Origin of the sequence: Parabacteroides chongii, assembly GCF_029581355.1 — a bacterium.
In the GTDB taxonomy this organism is placed as follows: domain Bacteria; phylum Bacteroidota; class Bacteroidia; order Bacteroidales; family Tannerellaceae; genus Parabacteroides; species Parabacteroides chongii.
In genome coordinates this window covers 2635757-2651670 of sequence record NZ_CP120849.1, presented here as the reverse complement: position 1 = coordinate 2651670, position 15914 = coordinate 2635757, and the positions used below count along the sequence as shown (strand labels likewise).

Sequence of the window (15914 nt, the reverse complement as noted above, 5' to 3'; positions counted from 1 at the left end):
TCTCATTTTTTTCGGCTTCTACAAGGTTATATCATTCTGATTGCCTACTTTTGCAAACTGATATAAATATATATGTAGGATTGTATGAAAACACTGGAAAGATTAGTTGCAGAGAAATTATTAAAGATTAAAGCCGTTAAATTACAACCGGCAAATCCGTTTACATGGGCTTCTGGCTGGAGATCACCGATTTATAACGATAACAGAAAAACGCTTTCTTATCCGGCTGTTCGCAGTTTCATCAAATTGGAACTGGCTCGCGTAATTAGCGAAAAGTATGAAAATGCAGATGCTATCGCAGGTGTAGCTACAGGAGCAATCGCTCAGGGCGCATTGGTAGCCGACTTACTGGGACTACCTTTTGTTTATATCCGTGCAACGCCAAAGGATCATGGATTGGAAAATCTTATCGAAGGTGAATTGAAACCGGGTTCAAAAGTGGTTATTATCGAAGACCTGGTGTCTACTGGAGGTAGTAGCTTGAAAGCTGTACAGGCTGTACGTAATTTCGGTTGCGATGTAGTAGGTATGGTAGCGATCTTTACTTATGGATTCCCTGTTGCCGTAGAAGCATTCAAGGAAGCTAAAGTTCAGCTGACGACACTGAGCAACTATGACGCTGTCCTGGAAGAAGCAGTACGTACAGATTATATCGACGAATCTGAAATCTCAATCCTTCAGGAATGGCGTAAAGACCCTTCCAGCTGGAATCCGGGTGTTTAATTTTACAGGATCCGGAATGACAGAATTTGTAAGTGATATCAAAACGATCCCCTATAACGAGGACCGTGTCTATGCAATGCTGTCCGACCTTTCCAACCTGGAACGGATTAAGGACCGCATTCCACAAGATAAAATCAAAGACTTCGAGTTCGACAGCGACTCTTGCAGTTTCGCTGTCGATCCCGTAGGTAAAATACGCTTCGAGATCGTAGAACGCGAACCGAACAAGACAATCAAATTTACGACAACCAATTCGCCCGTGCCACTCTTCTTGTGGATTCAGCTGAAACAGGTGGAAGAAGCTGACACGCGATTGAAAATGACGATCCGCGCCGATCTGAATCCGTTTATCAAACCGATGGTATCAAAACCGTTGCAGGACGCTCTCGACAAGATTTCAACTGTGATTGCCTCCCTGCCCTATTAATTCTCCGCATTATGGCTCAGAAACTTTGGGAAAAAAATGTACAGGTAGACAAGGAAGTCGAAACATTTACCGTAGGCAGGGACCGCGAAATGGACCTTTACCTCGCTAAATACGACGTTCTTGGCTCAATGGCTCATATAACGATGCTGGAAAGCATCGGGCTGCTCGAAAAAGATGAACTGACGGTTCTGCTTGCCGAGCTTAAAAACATCTATGCCGTGGCAGACCGCGGCGAATTCGTGATCGAAGAGGGCGTGGAAGATGTCCATTCGCAGGTGGAGCTGATGCTGACACGTCGTCTGGGCGATATCGGCAAGAAGATTCATAGCGGACGCTCACGCAACGACCAGGTGTTGCTGGACTTGAAACTGTTCACACGTGCACAGATACAGGAATTGGTAGAGCTGACCAACGGGCTGTTCGAAGTGTTGATCAGCCAGAGTAACCGTTATAAGCATATACTGATGCCGGGATATACGCATCTGCAGATAGCGATGCCTTCTTCATTCGGCCTGTGGTTCGGGGCGTATGCCGAGAGCCTGGCGGATGATTTGCAGATGATGCAGGCTGCTTATAAGGTTTGCAACCGTAACCCGCTGGGTTCGGCTGCCGGATATGGCTCTTCTTTCCCGCTGAACCGCCAGATGACGACGAACTTGCTGGGATTCGATGCATTGGATTACAATGTGGTCTATGCACAGATGGGACGCGGCAAGATGGAACGCACGGTGGCTTTCGCTATGGCAGGTATTGCCGCAACACTTTCGAAGCTGGCGTTCGACGCTTGCATGTTCAACAGCCAGAACTTCGGGTTTATCAAGCTGCCCGACCAGTTCACGACGGGTTCTAGCATTATGCCGCACAAGAAGAATCCGGACGTATTCGAGCTGACACGTGCGAAATGCAACAAGATACAGGGATTGCCGCAGCAGATCACGCTGATATGCAACAACCTGCCGTCGGGTTATTTCCGTGACCTGCAGATCATCAAGGAGGTGTTCCTGCCTGCTTTCGACGAGCTGAAGGATTGCATCCGCATGGTGACGCATATGATGCGCGAAGTGAAGGTGAACGAGCATATTTTGGATGATGACAAATATGCCCTGTTGTTCAGCGTAGAGGAGGTCAATCGTCTCGTGCTGGAGGGTGTTCCTTTCCGCGACGCTTATAAACAGATCGGTCTGAACATCGAAGCGGGTAAATTCACTCCGAATAAGGCGGTCAGTCATACACACGAAGGTAGTATCGGTAATCTGTGCAATGACAGTATTTCTGCTCTGATGCAAAATATTATCGACGGTTTCTCGTTTAGTAAAGTAAACGAAGCAGAAAAGGAACTGTTAGCATAATATATGAAAAGGATTATTTTTTGTCTACTTACTTTCATGGTTCTCTCTTGTAGTAAAACCATTGAACCCAGCTTAGGTCTCTATCCTGTTTATTTTGAAGTCAATTTAAATACAGAATGGAGACTTCAAGCGTCTCAAGCGTCTAAAATATTCACAGAGAAAAATACAAACCAACACGATGCTAGATTTGGGCTAGGTGGTATACTTGTATACAATGGGTTCAGTAATAACGGAGGTTCTCAAAATGTCTATTATGCATTCGATGCAGCCTGCCCTTATGAAGCATCTTCAAATGTAACAGTAGAAGTACAAGATGGGGTTTTTGCAGTCTGCCCTAAATGTGGAAGTAAGTATGACATATCGAATGGAGTGGGCAATCCTATGGAAGGTCCAGCAACTAAGGTCTTACAGCATTACCGTGTCGATCAGACAGATAAGACTTTATTGATAAGAAATTATTAAAAAAGTTCCTATTTTGTTTGCAAATAAAGAAAAATCATCTACCTTTGCACACGCAAACGAAAACAATGCGAAAGTAGCTCAGTTGGTAGAGCATAACCTTGCCAAGGTTAGGGTCGCGGGTTCGAGTCCCGTCTTTCGCTCATCTCTAAGAGAAGGGATGCTCGAATGGTGGAATCGGTAGACACGAAGGACTTAAAATCCTTTGGCCATTGCGGCTGTGCGGGTTCAAGTCCCGCTTCGAGTACAGTTTGATTTAATTGCGAAAGTAGCTCAGTTGGTAGAGCATAACCTTGCCAAGGTTAGGGTCGCGGGTTCGAGTCCCGTCTTTCGCTCGCTTCCAAAAGGCCTCGGTATTGCTTGCAATATCGGGGCTTTTTATTTGTAGTCTATCCCTCCTATTGCTCTTTTAAAGAATAATATCTACTTTTGTTACAACTAAATACAAGGCATATGAACTTCTTCAGCAATTATCTACCAAAGATTATAGCTTTATGCAAAAAGCATAAGGTAAAGAATTTGTTTGCTTTCGGTTCTGTACTTACTAATCGATTTACAGACAAGAGTGATATCGATCTGTTAGTAGACTTCGAAGGTGTCAATTTAGAAGATTATGCAGATAATTACTTTGATTTAAAATACGCACTGGAAAGCCTTTTAGGACGAGATGTTGATCTATTGGAAGGTAAAGCTGTACGAAACCCATATTTGAAAGAAAGTATTGACACAACTAAAGTACAATTATATGGATAACTATATAAAAAAACATTTACAGGACATCATAACGGCCATCGAAGAAATAGAAAGTTTCTTTGAAAACCAACCGAAGTTATTTGAAGAATTTAACAGGGATCTACGCCTTAGACGCGCAGTGGAAAGAAATGTTGAAATTATTGGAGAAGCCATGAACCGGATCCTAAAAGTAAATTCCGACATTACAATCACTAACTCACGTAAGATCGTCGATGCTCGTAATTACATCATACATGGATACGACAGTCTGTCTATCGATATATTGTGGAGTATCGTTGTAAACCATTTGCCTAAATTAAAACAAGAAGCAATAGCATTACTAAAATCAGAATAACTAAATAAAAAAGGACCACAGCATTTCTGCCATAGTCCTCCCTTCATAGACACACTAATATTTATAACTATTGTATAAATACTACCTTTACCTCTATATGTCTTTTTTCTGAATGATCAGTTAAACGCAAATTTAAAAATAAATTTCTCATTTGCAACATCTTTTTACCGGAAGCTCTTAAAAATTGGAAGACATAGACATTTCATAACATTTATGCAAAGAAAAAGCCCGGCCTGTCCGGACCGGGCTCCTATTTATAGAGTTATTCAGATCATTTTCCCTGCAGGGCGGCATCCATGGCAGCAGCAGCTTTACGGCCGTCACCCATCGCCAGGATCACCGTCGCGCCACCGCGAACAATGTCGCCTCCGGCATATACATCCGGCAGCGCCGAACGCATGGTATCCTGATCGACTACGATCGTGCCCCATTTGCTCACTTCCAGGCCGCTGAAAGCACGCGGGATAAGCGGGTTGGGAGAAACACCGACGCTGACGATAACTTCGTCTACATCGATCGTATCGATGGCGCCTTCTATGGGTACGGGGCGGCGGCGGCCGGAAGCATCCGGTTCACCCAGTTCCATCTTCTGCAGGCGCATCTGTTTAACACGGCCTCGTTCGTCGCCGATATATTCGATCGGGTTGTGCAAGGTCAGGAATTCCACGCCCTCTTCTTTGGCATGTTTCACCTCCTCGATACGGGCAGGCATTTCTTCTTCGCTACGGCGGTAAACGATCATGGCACGTTCGGCCCCCAGACGGCGAGCAGTACGTACAGAATCCATCGCCGTGTTACCACCACCGATCACAGCCACTTTCTTACCCTGCAACACAGGCGTATCGCTCTCGGGATTGGCAGCATCCATCAGGTTGACACGTGTCAGGTATTCGTTGGACGACATGACACCGATCAGGTTCTCACCCGGTATGTTCATGAAATTAGGCAAACCGGCACCACTGGCGGCAAAAAAGCCCTTGAAGCCTCCTTCGCGCAAGTCTTCATAACTGATCGTCTTGCCGACGATACAGTTCGTGATAAACTTCACACCCATCTTACGAAGTCCTTCGATCTCTACGTCCACGATCTTGTTCGGCAGACGAAATTCAGGAATACCATATTTCAACACACCACCGATCTCGTGCAACGCTTCGAACACGGTAACATCATATCCACGTTTCGCCATATCACCGGCAAAAGACAGACCGGCAGGACCGGAACCGATCACGGCCACTTTGATACCGTTCCTTTCTGCGATTTCCGGCACAGATATCTGACCGCTCTCCCGTTCATAGTCGGCAGCAAAGCGTTCCAAATAACCGATGGCTACCGGAGCTTTCTTCATCTTCAGGTGGATACATTTGCTTTCACACTGTTTCTCCTGCGGACATACACGACCGCAAACGGCAGGCAGGGCACTCGTTTCTTTCAGTACCTTCGCTGCTTCGAGAAATTCACCCCGTTCGATGTTCTTGATAAATGTCGGGATATTGATACTTACCGGACAACCTTCCATACAGGTCGGATTCGGGCAGTCGAGGCAACGTTGTGCCTCCTGCATCGCCTGTTCTTTTGTCAGACCCAGGTTCACCTCTTCCAGGCGGGTATGGCTACGGTACTCCGGATCGAGTTCATTCATTTCTACACGGGGAATATCCGTGCGTTCTTTATTTTTTTTGCTCTTGCGCAGCTCTTCCCTCCAGGGTTCGGAACGGCGGGCCGCAATTAGTTCTGCTGTTGTCATTTGTTTAAGTGGTTATTTCTTTTCAATATCTTTATAAGCACCCAGACGCATAAGCATCTCGTCGAAATCAACCTGATGAGCATCGAACTCCGGTCCGTCCACACAGACGAACTTGGTCTTTCCACCCACCGTGATACGGCAAGCGCCGCACATGCCCGTACCGTCTACCATGATCGTATTCAGGGATGCGACGGTAGGTATCTCATATTTCTTTGTAAGCGCTGAAACGAATTTCATCATGATAGCCGGACCGATGGTTACACACAGGTCTACCTTCTCACGGTTGATCACACTTTCCACGCCGTTCGTCACCAGTCCTTTCGTACCGTAGGAACCGTCGTCGGTCATCACGATCACTTCGTCGGAGTTGGCTTTCATCTGTTCTTCCAGGATCACCAGGTCTTTCGTACGGGCAGCCAGTATGACAATCACACGGTTACCCGCCTTATGGAAAGCCTCGACGATAGGCAGCAGCGGGGCTACACCTACACCACCACCGGCACAAACTACCGTTCCAACCTTCTCGATATGGGTAGCCTGTCCCAGCGGACCTACCAAATCGGTAATATAGTCGCCTGCGTTCAAGTCGCAGATCTTCTTGGATGAGCCGCCTACAGCCTGGATCACCAGGGTAATGGTTCCTTTCTGAGTATCAGCTCCTGCAATGGTTAAAGGGATACGTTCACCTTTCTCTCCCACTTTTACGATCACAAAGTGACCGGCCTTGCGTGAGCGGGCAATCAGCGGAGCTTCCACTTCCAGCTTCACGACGTTGGCAGAGAAATGTTCTTTACTTACAATTTTATTCATTCTAATCGCTACTGTTGATAGTTTATTTTGTTGATTTGCTTGCAAAAATACATCAAAAAAGTATATCTATTAGTATTTTGCCAAAGAAAAAGGCTTTATTCGAACAATCCTTCGTCGCGAAGCAGCATCAGAATGGCAGAATGAGGCACGATCAGGAACTTTTCATCGTTAAACTTGATCTCATAGGCGGCATTCTGCAAATAAACAGCCAGGTCACCCTCGTGTGCCTGCAGTGGCAGGTAATGGACAGCTTCATCCTCTTTCTTTTCCCATACTTCGTGCTCTTCTTTCTGCGAAGGCAGGGGAAAACCGGGACCCACCTTGATGATATAACCGCTCTGTATCTTATCCTGCTGTACCGTAGGCGGCAAGTAAAGACCTGATTTAGTCTGACTCTGCGGATTTTTCGGTTTGACAAGCACCTTATCGCCTATCATGATAAATTTATCTATGTCTTTTTGGTCGATTGATAATTGCATACTCGTTCGTGTTATCAGTTAGTTGAATGCAAAGATATAAAAAAAGAGACGTCGCAAAGCAACGTCTCCTTCATTCAGAGTATATCAATATATGTTTAAATGGAACGTCCCTTAAACACATTGGATTGTTCTGTCGGATACAGGGTACCGGTAAATGAGATACGGTTGCTGTTGAAGTTAGGACTTACAGTAGCCGTACATTTGTTGGTTCCCTTTGCCATACGGAAAGTTACGTTAGCTGAAACAGCTACACCTTGTACCATCATACTGAAAGTGACATTCCCTTTCTTGTCGGTCTTCATTTCGACATTCGAGGCGTTTCCTTCTACAGTGATCCCTCCGATACCGTTAGGACCGGCATATGCTCCGTTGAATGCCAACTGGATCGTTGCACGGTTACCGTCCATCGATACGAAGTTGGTACTGGGAGTGACATATACAAAGCGTCCGCGTTTAAATTCCACACGATCTGCTTCGAGCACGAAGTCTTTACTGTTAAGAGCCTGGACAGCCTGTTCAAACAACGCCATGTTTTCAGCTTCTTCTGCAGCTTTCTTAGCTTCTTTCTCCGCTTTTTTAGCAGCCTTTTCAGCCGCTTTATCCTGTTGTGCCATCATTGTCCCCGAACCGGCACTAAACAGCAGGACAGCTAGCAATAATAATACTCTTTTCATACTTCTATTCTTTATAATTACTACCTTGTGAATCACTTTTCATTATATAGACAAATAATATGCCAGGAAGTTCAATCAAGTCCTTTACTTTTTATGTTTTTAACATGATACCACAAGAAACCCCAGGCAGTTACGGCTGCAATGAAGTCTGAAAAAGGAGATGCATACCACACACCGTCCAGTCCCCAGATATTCGGAAACACCAGCAGGGCGGGTATCAGGAACAGGCACTGGCGGCTCAGGCTAAGAAACATGGCTTTCCAGGCGATGCCGATACTTTGGAAGAACTGGCTGATACATATCTGCGAACCGACCACCACAAAGACCAGCAAACTGATGCGAAGACCGTTCGCCGTCACCTCTATCAGTGCCGGATCGTTCGTGAAAGCACGTGAGATCACTTCGGGGAAGAGGACGCTGCACAGGCAGCCGATCCCCATAATGACGGTTGCCGTAATAATAACGAGCCACAAGGTATCCTGCACGCGTTTATGATGTCCTGCCCCGTAATTGAAACCGACAATCGGCTGCATTCCCTGCGCGATACCGATGATCAGCATGACCAGCAGCATACCGACACTGGTTATGATCCCGTTCGCCCCCAACGCCAGGTCGCCGCCATGTACTTTCAGCGCATAGTTCTGGATAACGACCACCAGGCTGCCTGCCAGCTGCATGGCGAACGGCGAGATACCGATTGTCAGGATATTCCATACGACATGCCCCTCCAGCTTGAACGTTCCCCTGTGGAAGCGGACGATACTGTCTTTCTGAACAAAGTGATTCATCACGAAAGCGGTACTCAGCAGCATGGAAATGATGGTAGCAATCGCCGCTCCCTGTATCCCCATATCCAGCCAGAAGATAAAGATCGGATCGAGGACCACATTGGCGATCGCTCCGATCAGCATGGTGAACATGGCTTTCTTCGGATAACCGGAAGCACGCATGATGGCATTAAAGCCGAAACTCAGTGAGGTAAGGATTGTTCCGGGGACGACTATATTCAAATAGTCTTTAGCATAAGGAATGGTCTGTTCGCTACCGCCAAAGGCCTGCAGCAAGTCTTCCATCCAGATCATACAGGGGAGCACCGTGACGAGCGTGATGATAAATGTCAGCGTGAAAGCATTTCCCAACACTTTCTCTGCCATATCGTTCGCCTTTCTTCCCAGGTGGATGGAGACACGCGTCGCAGCACCAGCCCCCACCAACATACCGAACGCCTGCAGGAAAAGCAGGATCGGGAACGTCAGCGTAAGCCCGGCAATCGCCAGCGCACCGACACCCTGACCGATAAAAACACGGTCTACGATATTGTATAAGGAGTTCACCATTGTCCCGATCACTGCCGGGATAGCATACTGTAACAGCAGACGGCCTACTTTCTCATTCTCTAACCGCCAGGTTATTTCATTTGCCATAATTCGTCTATACTTATCTTGTTATATCTTTTATTATTCTTTCATTCTTCGTAACACTGTCAAGTCACTGACATCCTCCCTTACAGCTTCCACCAAAGCAGCCACTCCATCCAGTTTTCTCACTTTTCCATCGGGCATAGTCAGCAGAAGCTCACTGGAAGACAGGCAATTCACGTTTACCTGTCCCTCTTTTGCCGGAGCAGGACGGTAACCGTTCCGGATAAGGGCATTCCCCACCCAGTAGGAAACCAGGAAGTCGCCCTCTACGCCTATCGGACGGACCGGAGCTTTCGTATTCAGCTTTCCGGTGGAGGGATCGAATACGATACCTTCCTTTCCGAAGAAAGACTCGAAAGCACCGCTCAATATCAGGTCTTCGGGTGTACCGCAGGCCATCGGACGACCTTTCTCCTGCAACCACAGGCAGTCGCCCATCTGGATAGCCAGATCGAGATCATGGGTAGACAGGAGGATGGCTTTATGTTGTTCCATTGCCAGGCGATGCAGCAGCACCATGGTCTCTATGCGGCTGGTGACATCCAGGAAAGCGGTCGGCTCATCCAGCAGGATGATCGGGCATTGCTGTGCCAGGGCTTTGGCGATCATGGCTTTCTGCCGTTCGCCGTCGCTCAGTTCGGATACGTAATTTTGTGCTTTGTGGGCAATGCCGGCTGCCTCCAGCGATTGCTCGATGATCTCCTTGTCGTGCTTCTTCAGCTGGCCGAAAAAACCGGTGTACGGGTGACGACCCAGGGAGACAAGTTCGTAAACGGTGATTCCCCCAGCATTTGTCTTCTCCGTCAGTACAACACCTACCGTCAGCGAAAAGTTGCTTTGCGAATAGGATGCCAACGGTTTTCCCATCAGGCGGATCTCGCCCGACAACGGGGGCTGGAAACCGCAGAGGGTACGCAACAGAGTGGATTTGCCGGCTCCGTTCAGTCCTAACAGGCAGGTGACTTCGCCTGCTTGCAGATGCAGGTTCAGGTCCTCATGGATGACCTTGCGCTTGCCGCCTTTCAGCAGGTAGCCGATACTGAGATGGCTGGCTTCTATGACAGGTTCCTGTGTCCTCATCAGTCAAAGTATTGGATATTTTTACGATTCACGATCACATAGATAATGACCGGAGCGCCCAACATAGGGGTTACGGCATTCAAAGGCAGGATATTGTTGGTTCCGGGCATGACCATCAGTATATTACAGAGTAGAGCGATACAGGAGCCTGTCAGCATCGTGACCGGCACCAGCATCTTATGATTGGACGAGCCGAGCATCAGACGGGCGATATGCGGAACAGCCAGACCGATAAAGGAGATGGGACCGCAAAAGGCAGTTGTCGTAGCCGTCAGCAGACCGGTACAGAACAGGATCCCGATACGGGTTCGCTTGATCTTTATCCCCAGGTTGGCGGCATACATCTCTCCCAGGAGCAAAGCATTCAGCGGCTTGATCAGCAGGATAGCCAGTAACAGACCTGCCAACGTGAAAAAGAAGAAGTAAGGCAGTTGCATCAGGGAGACACCCGAGAAATTACCCAACCCCCACATGACAAAGGCATGTACCTTGTCGGTCGATGCATAATAATTCAGCACGGAGATCAAGGAGGATGCCATATAACCGATCATAATCCCGATGATGAGGAGCATGACGTTATTCTTTACCTTCGCAGAGAACCAGATAATCAGTCCCAGGATACAGGCAGCACCGGCAAAGGCGGCGATAACGACCGCCAGATAACCGCTGATGGGCAGTTCGGTCACCATACTGAGGGTTCCGCCGAAATAGAGCATGATGGCAGCCACTCCCAGGTTTGCACCGTCGCTGATACCCAGGATAGAGGGACCTGCCAACGGGTTTCGAAAAAGCGTCTGCAGCAATAGCCCGCTGGTAGCAAGCGAAGCACCGGCAAGCAACGCCGTTACCGCCTGCGGAAAACGGGATTGCAGGATGATGTTTTGCCATGCCGGACGGCCGATGTCCTTCCCTAAAAGGATATCGATGACACTTTCCAACGGAATAGATACGGCACCATATATCAGCCCCCCTAGAAATAGCAAGACTATCAGGATGGTCAACAGTATGGGAGACCAGGTTATTCGTTTTTGCATAGAAGAATCAATACTCACTACGTTCCTTCTCCTTGATGAAACCGTTACGGTAGGCATACAGTAGTTTTTCCAGATCCTGGATCTGGCGTTGCAGGTCGGCTCCCTTGTCAGTATCTTTTACCATCTGACGATGGGAACTCAGCTCAACTACAATAGTTGTGGAACGGATATCACGGCCTTCCTTGATTGCCTGGTCGGTAGACAGGAACGGTTCGTGCTGTACCAGCTGGAAACCGCGGGAGTGGTAAACCAGCGTATAACCGGCAATACCCGTCTCCGGATGATACGCCTTTGAGAAGCCTCCGTCGATCACCAACAGTTTCCCGTTCGCCTTGATCGGATTTTCTCCCTGGATGGAACGTACCGGCACATGGCCGTTGATGATATGGCGATGTACGCCCGTCACACCAAACTCATCCAGCAACATGTCGCATATCTTTTCTTCTTCACGCAAGGTATAATAAGCCCCTTTCTCCTCCTTCTGCACCTCTTTATCGTCGATAAAGGCACGTTCGAAAGTCGCCATCTTGCTCTTATCGAACAGCGGAGAGTCTTTTCCTCCCCAAAGATACCAGATATAATCCAGTGCGAAATCCTTCTCCGGAGAATCCTCCGAATCGAAATAAGCCGTACGGATCAACTGGTCGACCTTATCCAGCAAAGCCTTCCCTTTATACTCCTGCCCATTGACACGAACGCTCTTCAGTGTACCGTCGGTATTCATCGGTACAGAAGCATGGAACAAAAGATTCGAATTACAAACCTGATACATGCTACCATGACGGAAAAGGCAGCGCATATGTTTTTTCAGTTTTTCACTGTATTCGAACGAATGCTGTATCCGGCGGATCAGGTCTTCTTCCTCGATAGACAAGGCGTAAGGATCTTTCGGGTTGAGCGTAGGCCAGTTCTTGTCTTTCAGCTCGTATTCTTTCCCATCTAGATTGATGACGCCCCGTTTCAGGTCGATATGGTGAAGCAACAGGCGGTCGTCCATCTCGAACTCGGGACGGCGGCGGATGATTTCACCCTCCAGCTTGAACTGAATGATTGTAATCGCCTTGTGCATCTGTGAGATCAGCCGGGTGGTCTTCTCATCGAACACCGTATCGGAGCCGTTGCTTTTCGGCATAAACAGTTCGCAGGGATCGTCCCCATACGTATCCATCGCAAAGGTAGCCAGCGGCAACAGGTTGATACCGTAGCCGTCCTCCAGGGTTGTCAGGTTTCCGAAGCGCAGACACATACGGATCACATTGGCAATGCTGCCTGCATTCCCCGAGGCCGCCCCCATCCACAGGACATCGTGGTTTCCCCACTGGATATCGAAATGATGGTAGTCGCAAAGTGTATCCATGATGATATGGGCACCCGGACCACGGTCGTATATATCGCCGATCACATGCAGGACATCGATCGTCAGCCGCTGTATCAGGTTACACATGGCGATGATGAAGTCTTTAGCACGCCCGGTCGAGATGATCGTTTTGATGATCTGGTCGACATAAGCCGATTTGTTGGGCTCGTCCGACGACTCGTGCAATAGTTCCTGAATGATATAAGAAAACTCCTTCGGAAGCGCCTTACGCACTTTCGAACGGGTATATTTGGAAGATACATTCCGGCACACCCGCACCAGTTGGTTCAGCGTGATCAGGAACCAGTCATCCAGATCGGATTCCTTGCATTTGACCAGCTCCAGTTTCTGCTCCGGATAATAGATCAGTGTACACAATTCTTTCTTTTCATAATCGCGCAGCGTATTGCTGAATATCTCATTCACTTTACGCTTGATTGCCCCGGAAGCATTTTTCAGGACATGGTTAAAGGCCTGGTGCTCGCCGTGGATATCGGACATGAAATGTTCCGTTCCTTTCGGCAGATTCAGGATCGCTTCCAGATTGATGATCTCCGTACTCGCATCTGCAATGGTAGGAAAACTACGTGCCAGTAATTGCAGATAACGCAAGTCACCAAGCACATATTCGGGTGTTATATCTTTCGTCATAAATGTTTACAAGCTTTTAGACTGCAAAGATAAACAAATACAAGCAGACAAGCTATCCCAATTCTATTATTAGGCATTACCTGAAAATAAAAAATCGATAGTTACCGTTTTATCAACAGGTAACTACCGATTCACCGACAGACTATTATCTGTTCTTTCTAATCTGCTTTTAGCAGCATTTATCTTATTTAAAAACCTGTTTCATCGGTCTGCCGATCCAGACCTGGGGCTGTTTCAGGTTAAAGATATAAGCAATGGTAGAAGCGACATCAAACTGCATCATGCTTTCCGTGAACTCATATCCTTTCTTCACTCCCTTGCCGGAAATAATGAAAGGCGTTTCCATTTCCCGCATGGTCTTTCCGCCATGTCCCTTATTGATACCGCCATGATCGGCTGTTACGATAAAGATTGTTTCATCCAGCATACCGGCATCACTTACAGCTTGTATAATCTCACCGATATATCCGTCCAGTTCTTTCATTTTAGTGTAATAAGCCGGTGTATCATGTCCGTCCCCATGACCTGTTCCGTCAGGCTGCTCAAAGATGATCCCCACAAAAGCCGGGTGTTTTTCTTTGATATAACCGACAGCCGCATCCGTACAGCCACGTGGATTCGTTTCGGAAGGAGCGATATTTATATCCTTATTCATCGCCTGCATTTCAGCCAGATATTTCATACCGTCCCATTCATAGATATAGCCCATCTCGGCATCGGGATTCGCATCCCGGAACAGTCCCCATACAGAAGGAAAAATACCGTAATGGCCGATCTCACGTGAAGGAAGTTCAGGCTTCTGTGATCCCCACTCCGTGTATCCGTGAAGCTCCGGTCCCGCTCCCATAAACATGGAAGCCCAGTTCACTGCACTCGACGAAGGCAATACACTACGTTTCTTCAACGTATAAGAACCGTCGGCCATCAATTTCTTTATATTCGGTATATCCGCCTTTTCCACACTATAGGCTCCCCAACCGTCAAGTCCTATCAGTACAACATGTTTTGCTTTCCATTTTGCACCATAAGAAACATTGACACACAGGAAAGCACAAATCACCAACAATAAAAACCGATACTGTTTCATAATAACCTATTATTTTAAAATCCACATTAATTGATTCACTTCATCATTTCCTCCATACTGGCGTGCCACGGCTTCTTCCACATTCTCTTTATTATAGGAATATTCATCCGTAGAATACATCCAGCGTACCGGTATTTTATCCTTTGCATTGGTGTTCAAGCTGGTTGCCGGATTTATCGGTAACTTCGGATATCCGGTTCTGCGATATTCGAAATAAGCATCCCATGGGTATTGCATAAAGCTCGAAATATAACGCTGTGTAATAATCTTTTCAATATCACCTTCCTTATCTCCGGTCAACTGTATGGAGGGTTGGGCTAGAAAGTCGTTAATAACTTCCTGAGTCATTTTCCGTCCCTGGTGATAGATATTCTCATCCGGGGTATATTTCACGATGAAATCCATACTCGCTTTGATTCCTTGCTTGTAATAGGTTGAAGCATCACCAGCAATCCACCCTCTCACTACCGCTTCCGCCAGAATAAAATTCAGTTGCGAATATCCCAGACGTATCACAGGTTCACCTGGCCGGTAATAATTGTAGCGATCGTTTACACAAGAAAATTGACCTGCAATGTATAAAGGTTTATGAACAGAGAAATCCTCTCTGACATCAGTACCCACAAACACATCCCAATTGTCTGCTGCCACTCCGGCCTTCAACTGAGCCTCACTCGGCTTTGCATAATAGAATAGACGATAGTCCTGCTGCTCTTTCATCATGTCGATAAGGAAAGAAGAGACCATCGGATTCTTCGAGTACATGTTATCGTTGAATGGATATAATTGTCCCGCCTTATCGGAATAGACCATCTGGAAGTTATCGTCGTTCGACGCCATCAAGGCCGATGAACTGACAATACGGGCAAAACGTTCCTTCACTTTCAAATCGGCATCGTCTGCTTTCTTCGATAACGACATCAATACCTGAAGCTGGAAAGTGCTAACGATTTTCCGCCACTTTTCAACACTTCCGCCAACAAAAGGATCGCCTTTAAAATCGTTTGCATTAGAAAAGAAGTCGTATGATGCTTCCAGATCCTCAAGCACCTGGCGCATCACCTCCTTCTGGGTATCATACTTAGGTTTCAAAACACTTTCTTCTCCCTTTAAAGCATCGCTATAAGGAATATCTCCCAGATCCATGGACGACCAGAACAGCTTATAAGCCTTGACAAACTTCGCCAGTCCCGAATAAGCAGCCAAGTCTTTCTCTTCAGCCAATTCAACCATTTTCTGCATATTTATGATGGTATGGTAGTCACCCAAGCCAGTACGCCCCCAACCATTGAAAACATAACTTTCAGAACCTTCTCCCCAAGCCATATATTTACTGGCCATGCAGTTATAAAGAAAGCCTTTTCCCGTAGAATTCGAAAGCATGCTTTTAATACCTCCGGTTGCCAGCATCTCAGACGAGACACGGGTCGGTACATCCGGATTTGTGTTTATCTCATCAAAATTACCACAGGATGCCATAAAGATTATAGCAGATAGCAGGCAAGCCGCTAATTTTATATATTTCTTCATTG

General features: G+C 47.0%; 16 protein-coding genes and 3 tRNA genes. 9 read left to right on the top strand and 10 right to left on the bottom strand.

What is annotated here, in order from left to right:
* The first annotated feature begins 84 nt into the window (after positions 1–84).
* From pyrE to P3L47_RS09840, 9 genes are all read left to right on the top strand, one after another.
* Positions 85–723 (top strand): orotate phosphoribosyltransferase, encoded by a 639-nt coding sequence (gene pyrE, locus P3L47_RS09880; RefSeq protein ID WP_122362840.1) that lies wholly within the window; start codon positions 85–87, stop codon positions 721–723.
* Positions 724–739: 16 nt separating this feature from the next.
* Positions 740–1150, top strand: a complete 411-nt coding sequence (locus tag P3L47_RS09875; RefSeq protein ID WP_122362924.1) for an SRPBCC family protein — start codon at positions 740–742, stop codon at positions 1148–1150.
* A gap of 11 nt (positions 1151–1161) precedes the next feature.
* Positions 1162–2499, top strand: a complete 1338-nt coding sequence (gene argH, locus P3L47_RS09870) for an argininosuccinate lyase (RefSeq protein WP_277783493.1) — start codon at positions 1162–1164, stop codon at positions 2497–2499.
* Positions 2500–2502: 3 nt separating this feature from the next.
* On the top strand, positions 2503–2961 hold the full coding sequence (locus P3L47_RS09865; RefSeq protein ID WP_122362838.1) for a Rieske (2Fe-2S) protein: 459 nt from the start codon (positions 2503–2505) through the stop codon (positions 2959–2961).
* Positions 2962–3028: 67 nt separating this feature from the next.
* A tRNA-Gly gene (locus P3L47_RS09860) sits at positions 3029–3101 on the top strand.
* A 19-nt stretch (positions 3102–3120) separates the two neighbouring features.
* Positions 3121–3205, top strand: a tRNA-Leu gene (locus tag P3L47_RS09855).
* 15 nt (positions 3206–3220) lie between these two features.
* Positions 3221–3293 (top strand) — tRNA-Gly (locus tag P3L47_RS09850).
* A 118-nt stretch (positions 3294–3411) separates the two neighbouring features.
* The gene (locus P3L47_RS09845) at positions 3412–3711 is read left to right on the top strand and encodes a nucleotidyltransferase family protein (RefSeq protein WP_122362837.1); all 300 of its coding nucleotides are present in this window, start codon (positions 3412–3414) and stop codon (positions 3709–3711) included.
* A complete protein-coding gene (locus tag P3L47_RS09840; RefSeq protein ID WP_122362836.1) occupies positions 3704–4045 on the top strand; it encodes a HepT-like ribonuclease domain-containing protein in 342 nt (113 codons plus the stop codon). The genes P3L47_RS09845 and P3L47_RS09840 overlap by 8 nt, the downstream gene beginning before the upstream one ends.
* Before the next feature lie 271 nt (positions 4046–4316).
* Here the strand turns inward: P3L47_RS09840 and gltA are convergent, their stop codons facing one another.
* From gltA to P3L47_RS09790, 10 genes are all read right to left on the bottom strand, one after another.
* On the bottom strand, positions 4317–5789 hold the full coding sequence (gene gltA, locus P3L47_RS09835; RefSeq protein WP_277783492.1) for an NADPH-dependent glutamate synthase: 1473 nt from the start codon (positions 5787–5789) through the stop codon (positions 4317–4319).
* A 12-nt stretch (positions 5790–5801) separates the two neighbouring features.
* Entirely contained in the window at positions 5802–6599 is a 798-nt protein-coding gene (locus tag P3L47_RS09830; protein WP_122362834.1) for a sulfide/dihydroorotate dehydrogenase-like FAD/NAD-binding protein, read from the bottom strand.
* A 95-nt stretch (positions 6600–6694) separates the two neighbouring features.
* Entirely contained in the window at positions 6695–7078 is a 384-nt protein-coding gene (locus P3L47_RS09825; protein WP_122362833.1) for a co-chaperone GroES, read from the bottom strand.
* Between the two features lie 95 nt (positions 7079–7173).
* Positions 7174–7752: a DUF4251 domain-containing protein gene (locus tag P3L47_RS09820; RefSeq protein WP_122362832.1), complete on the bottom strand. Its 579-nt coding sequence runs from the start codon at positions 7750–7752 to the stop codon at positions 7174–7176.
* Positions 7753–7823: 71 nt separating this feature from the next.
* Positions 7824–9176, bottom strand: coding sequence for an MATE family efflux transporter (locus tag P3L47_RS09815; RefSeq protein WP_122362831.1), 1353 nt, complete (start codon positions 9174–9176; stop codon positions 7824–7826).
* Between the two features lie 33 nt (positions 9177–9209).
* A complete protein-coding gene (locus P3L47_RS09810) occupies positions 9210–10253 on the bottom strand; it encodes an ABC transporter ATP-binding protein (protein ID WP_277783491.1) in 1044 nt (347 codons plus the stop codon).
* Positions 10253–11287 carry an iron ABC transporter permease gene (locus tag P3L47_RS09805; protein WP_277783490.1) on the bottom strand — a complete coding sequence of 345 codons (1035 nt, stop codon included), beginning with the start codon at positions 11285–11287 and terminating at the stop codon, positions 10253–10255. Before P3L47_RS09805 ends, P3L47_RS09810 begins: the two co-directional genes overlap by 1 nt.
* Positions 11288–11294: 7 nt before the next feature.
* The gene (locus P3L47_RS09800) at positions 11295–13295 is read right to left on the bottom strand and encodes a fructose-1,6-bisphosphatase (protein WP_277783489.1); all 2001 of its coding nucleotides are present in this window, start codon (positions 13293–13295) and stop codon (positions 11295–11297) included.
* Between the two features lie 184 nt (positions 13296–13479).
* Positions 13480–14382, bottom strand: coding sequence for an alkaline phosphatase family protein (locus tag P3L47_RS09795; protein ID WP_277783488.1), 903 nt, complete (start codon positions 14380–14382; stop codon positions 13480–13482).
* A gap of 9 nt (positions 14383–14391) precedes the next feature.
* Positions 14392–15912, bottom strand: coding sequence for a SusD/RagB family nutrient-binding outer membrane lipoprotein (locus P3L47_RS09790; protein WP_277783487.1), 1521 nt, complete (start codon positions 15910–15912; stop codon positions 14392–14394).
* Between the last annotated feature and the right edge of the window lie 2 nt (positions 15913–15914).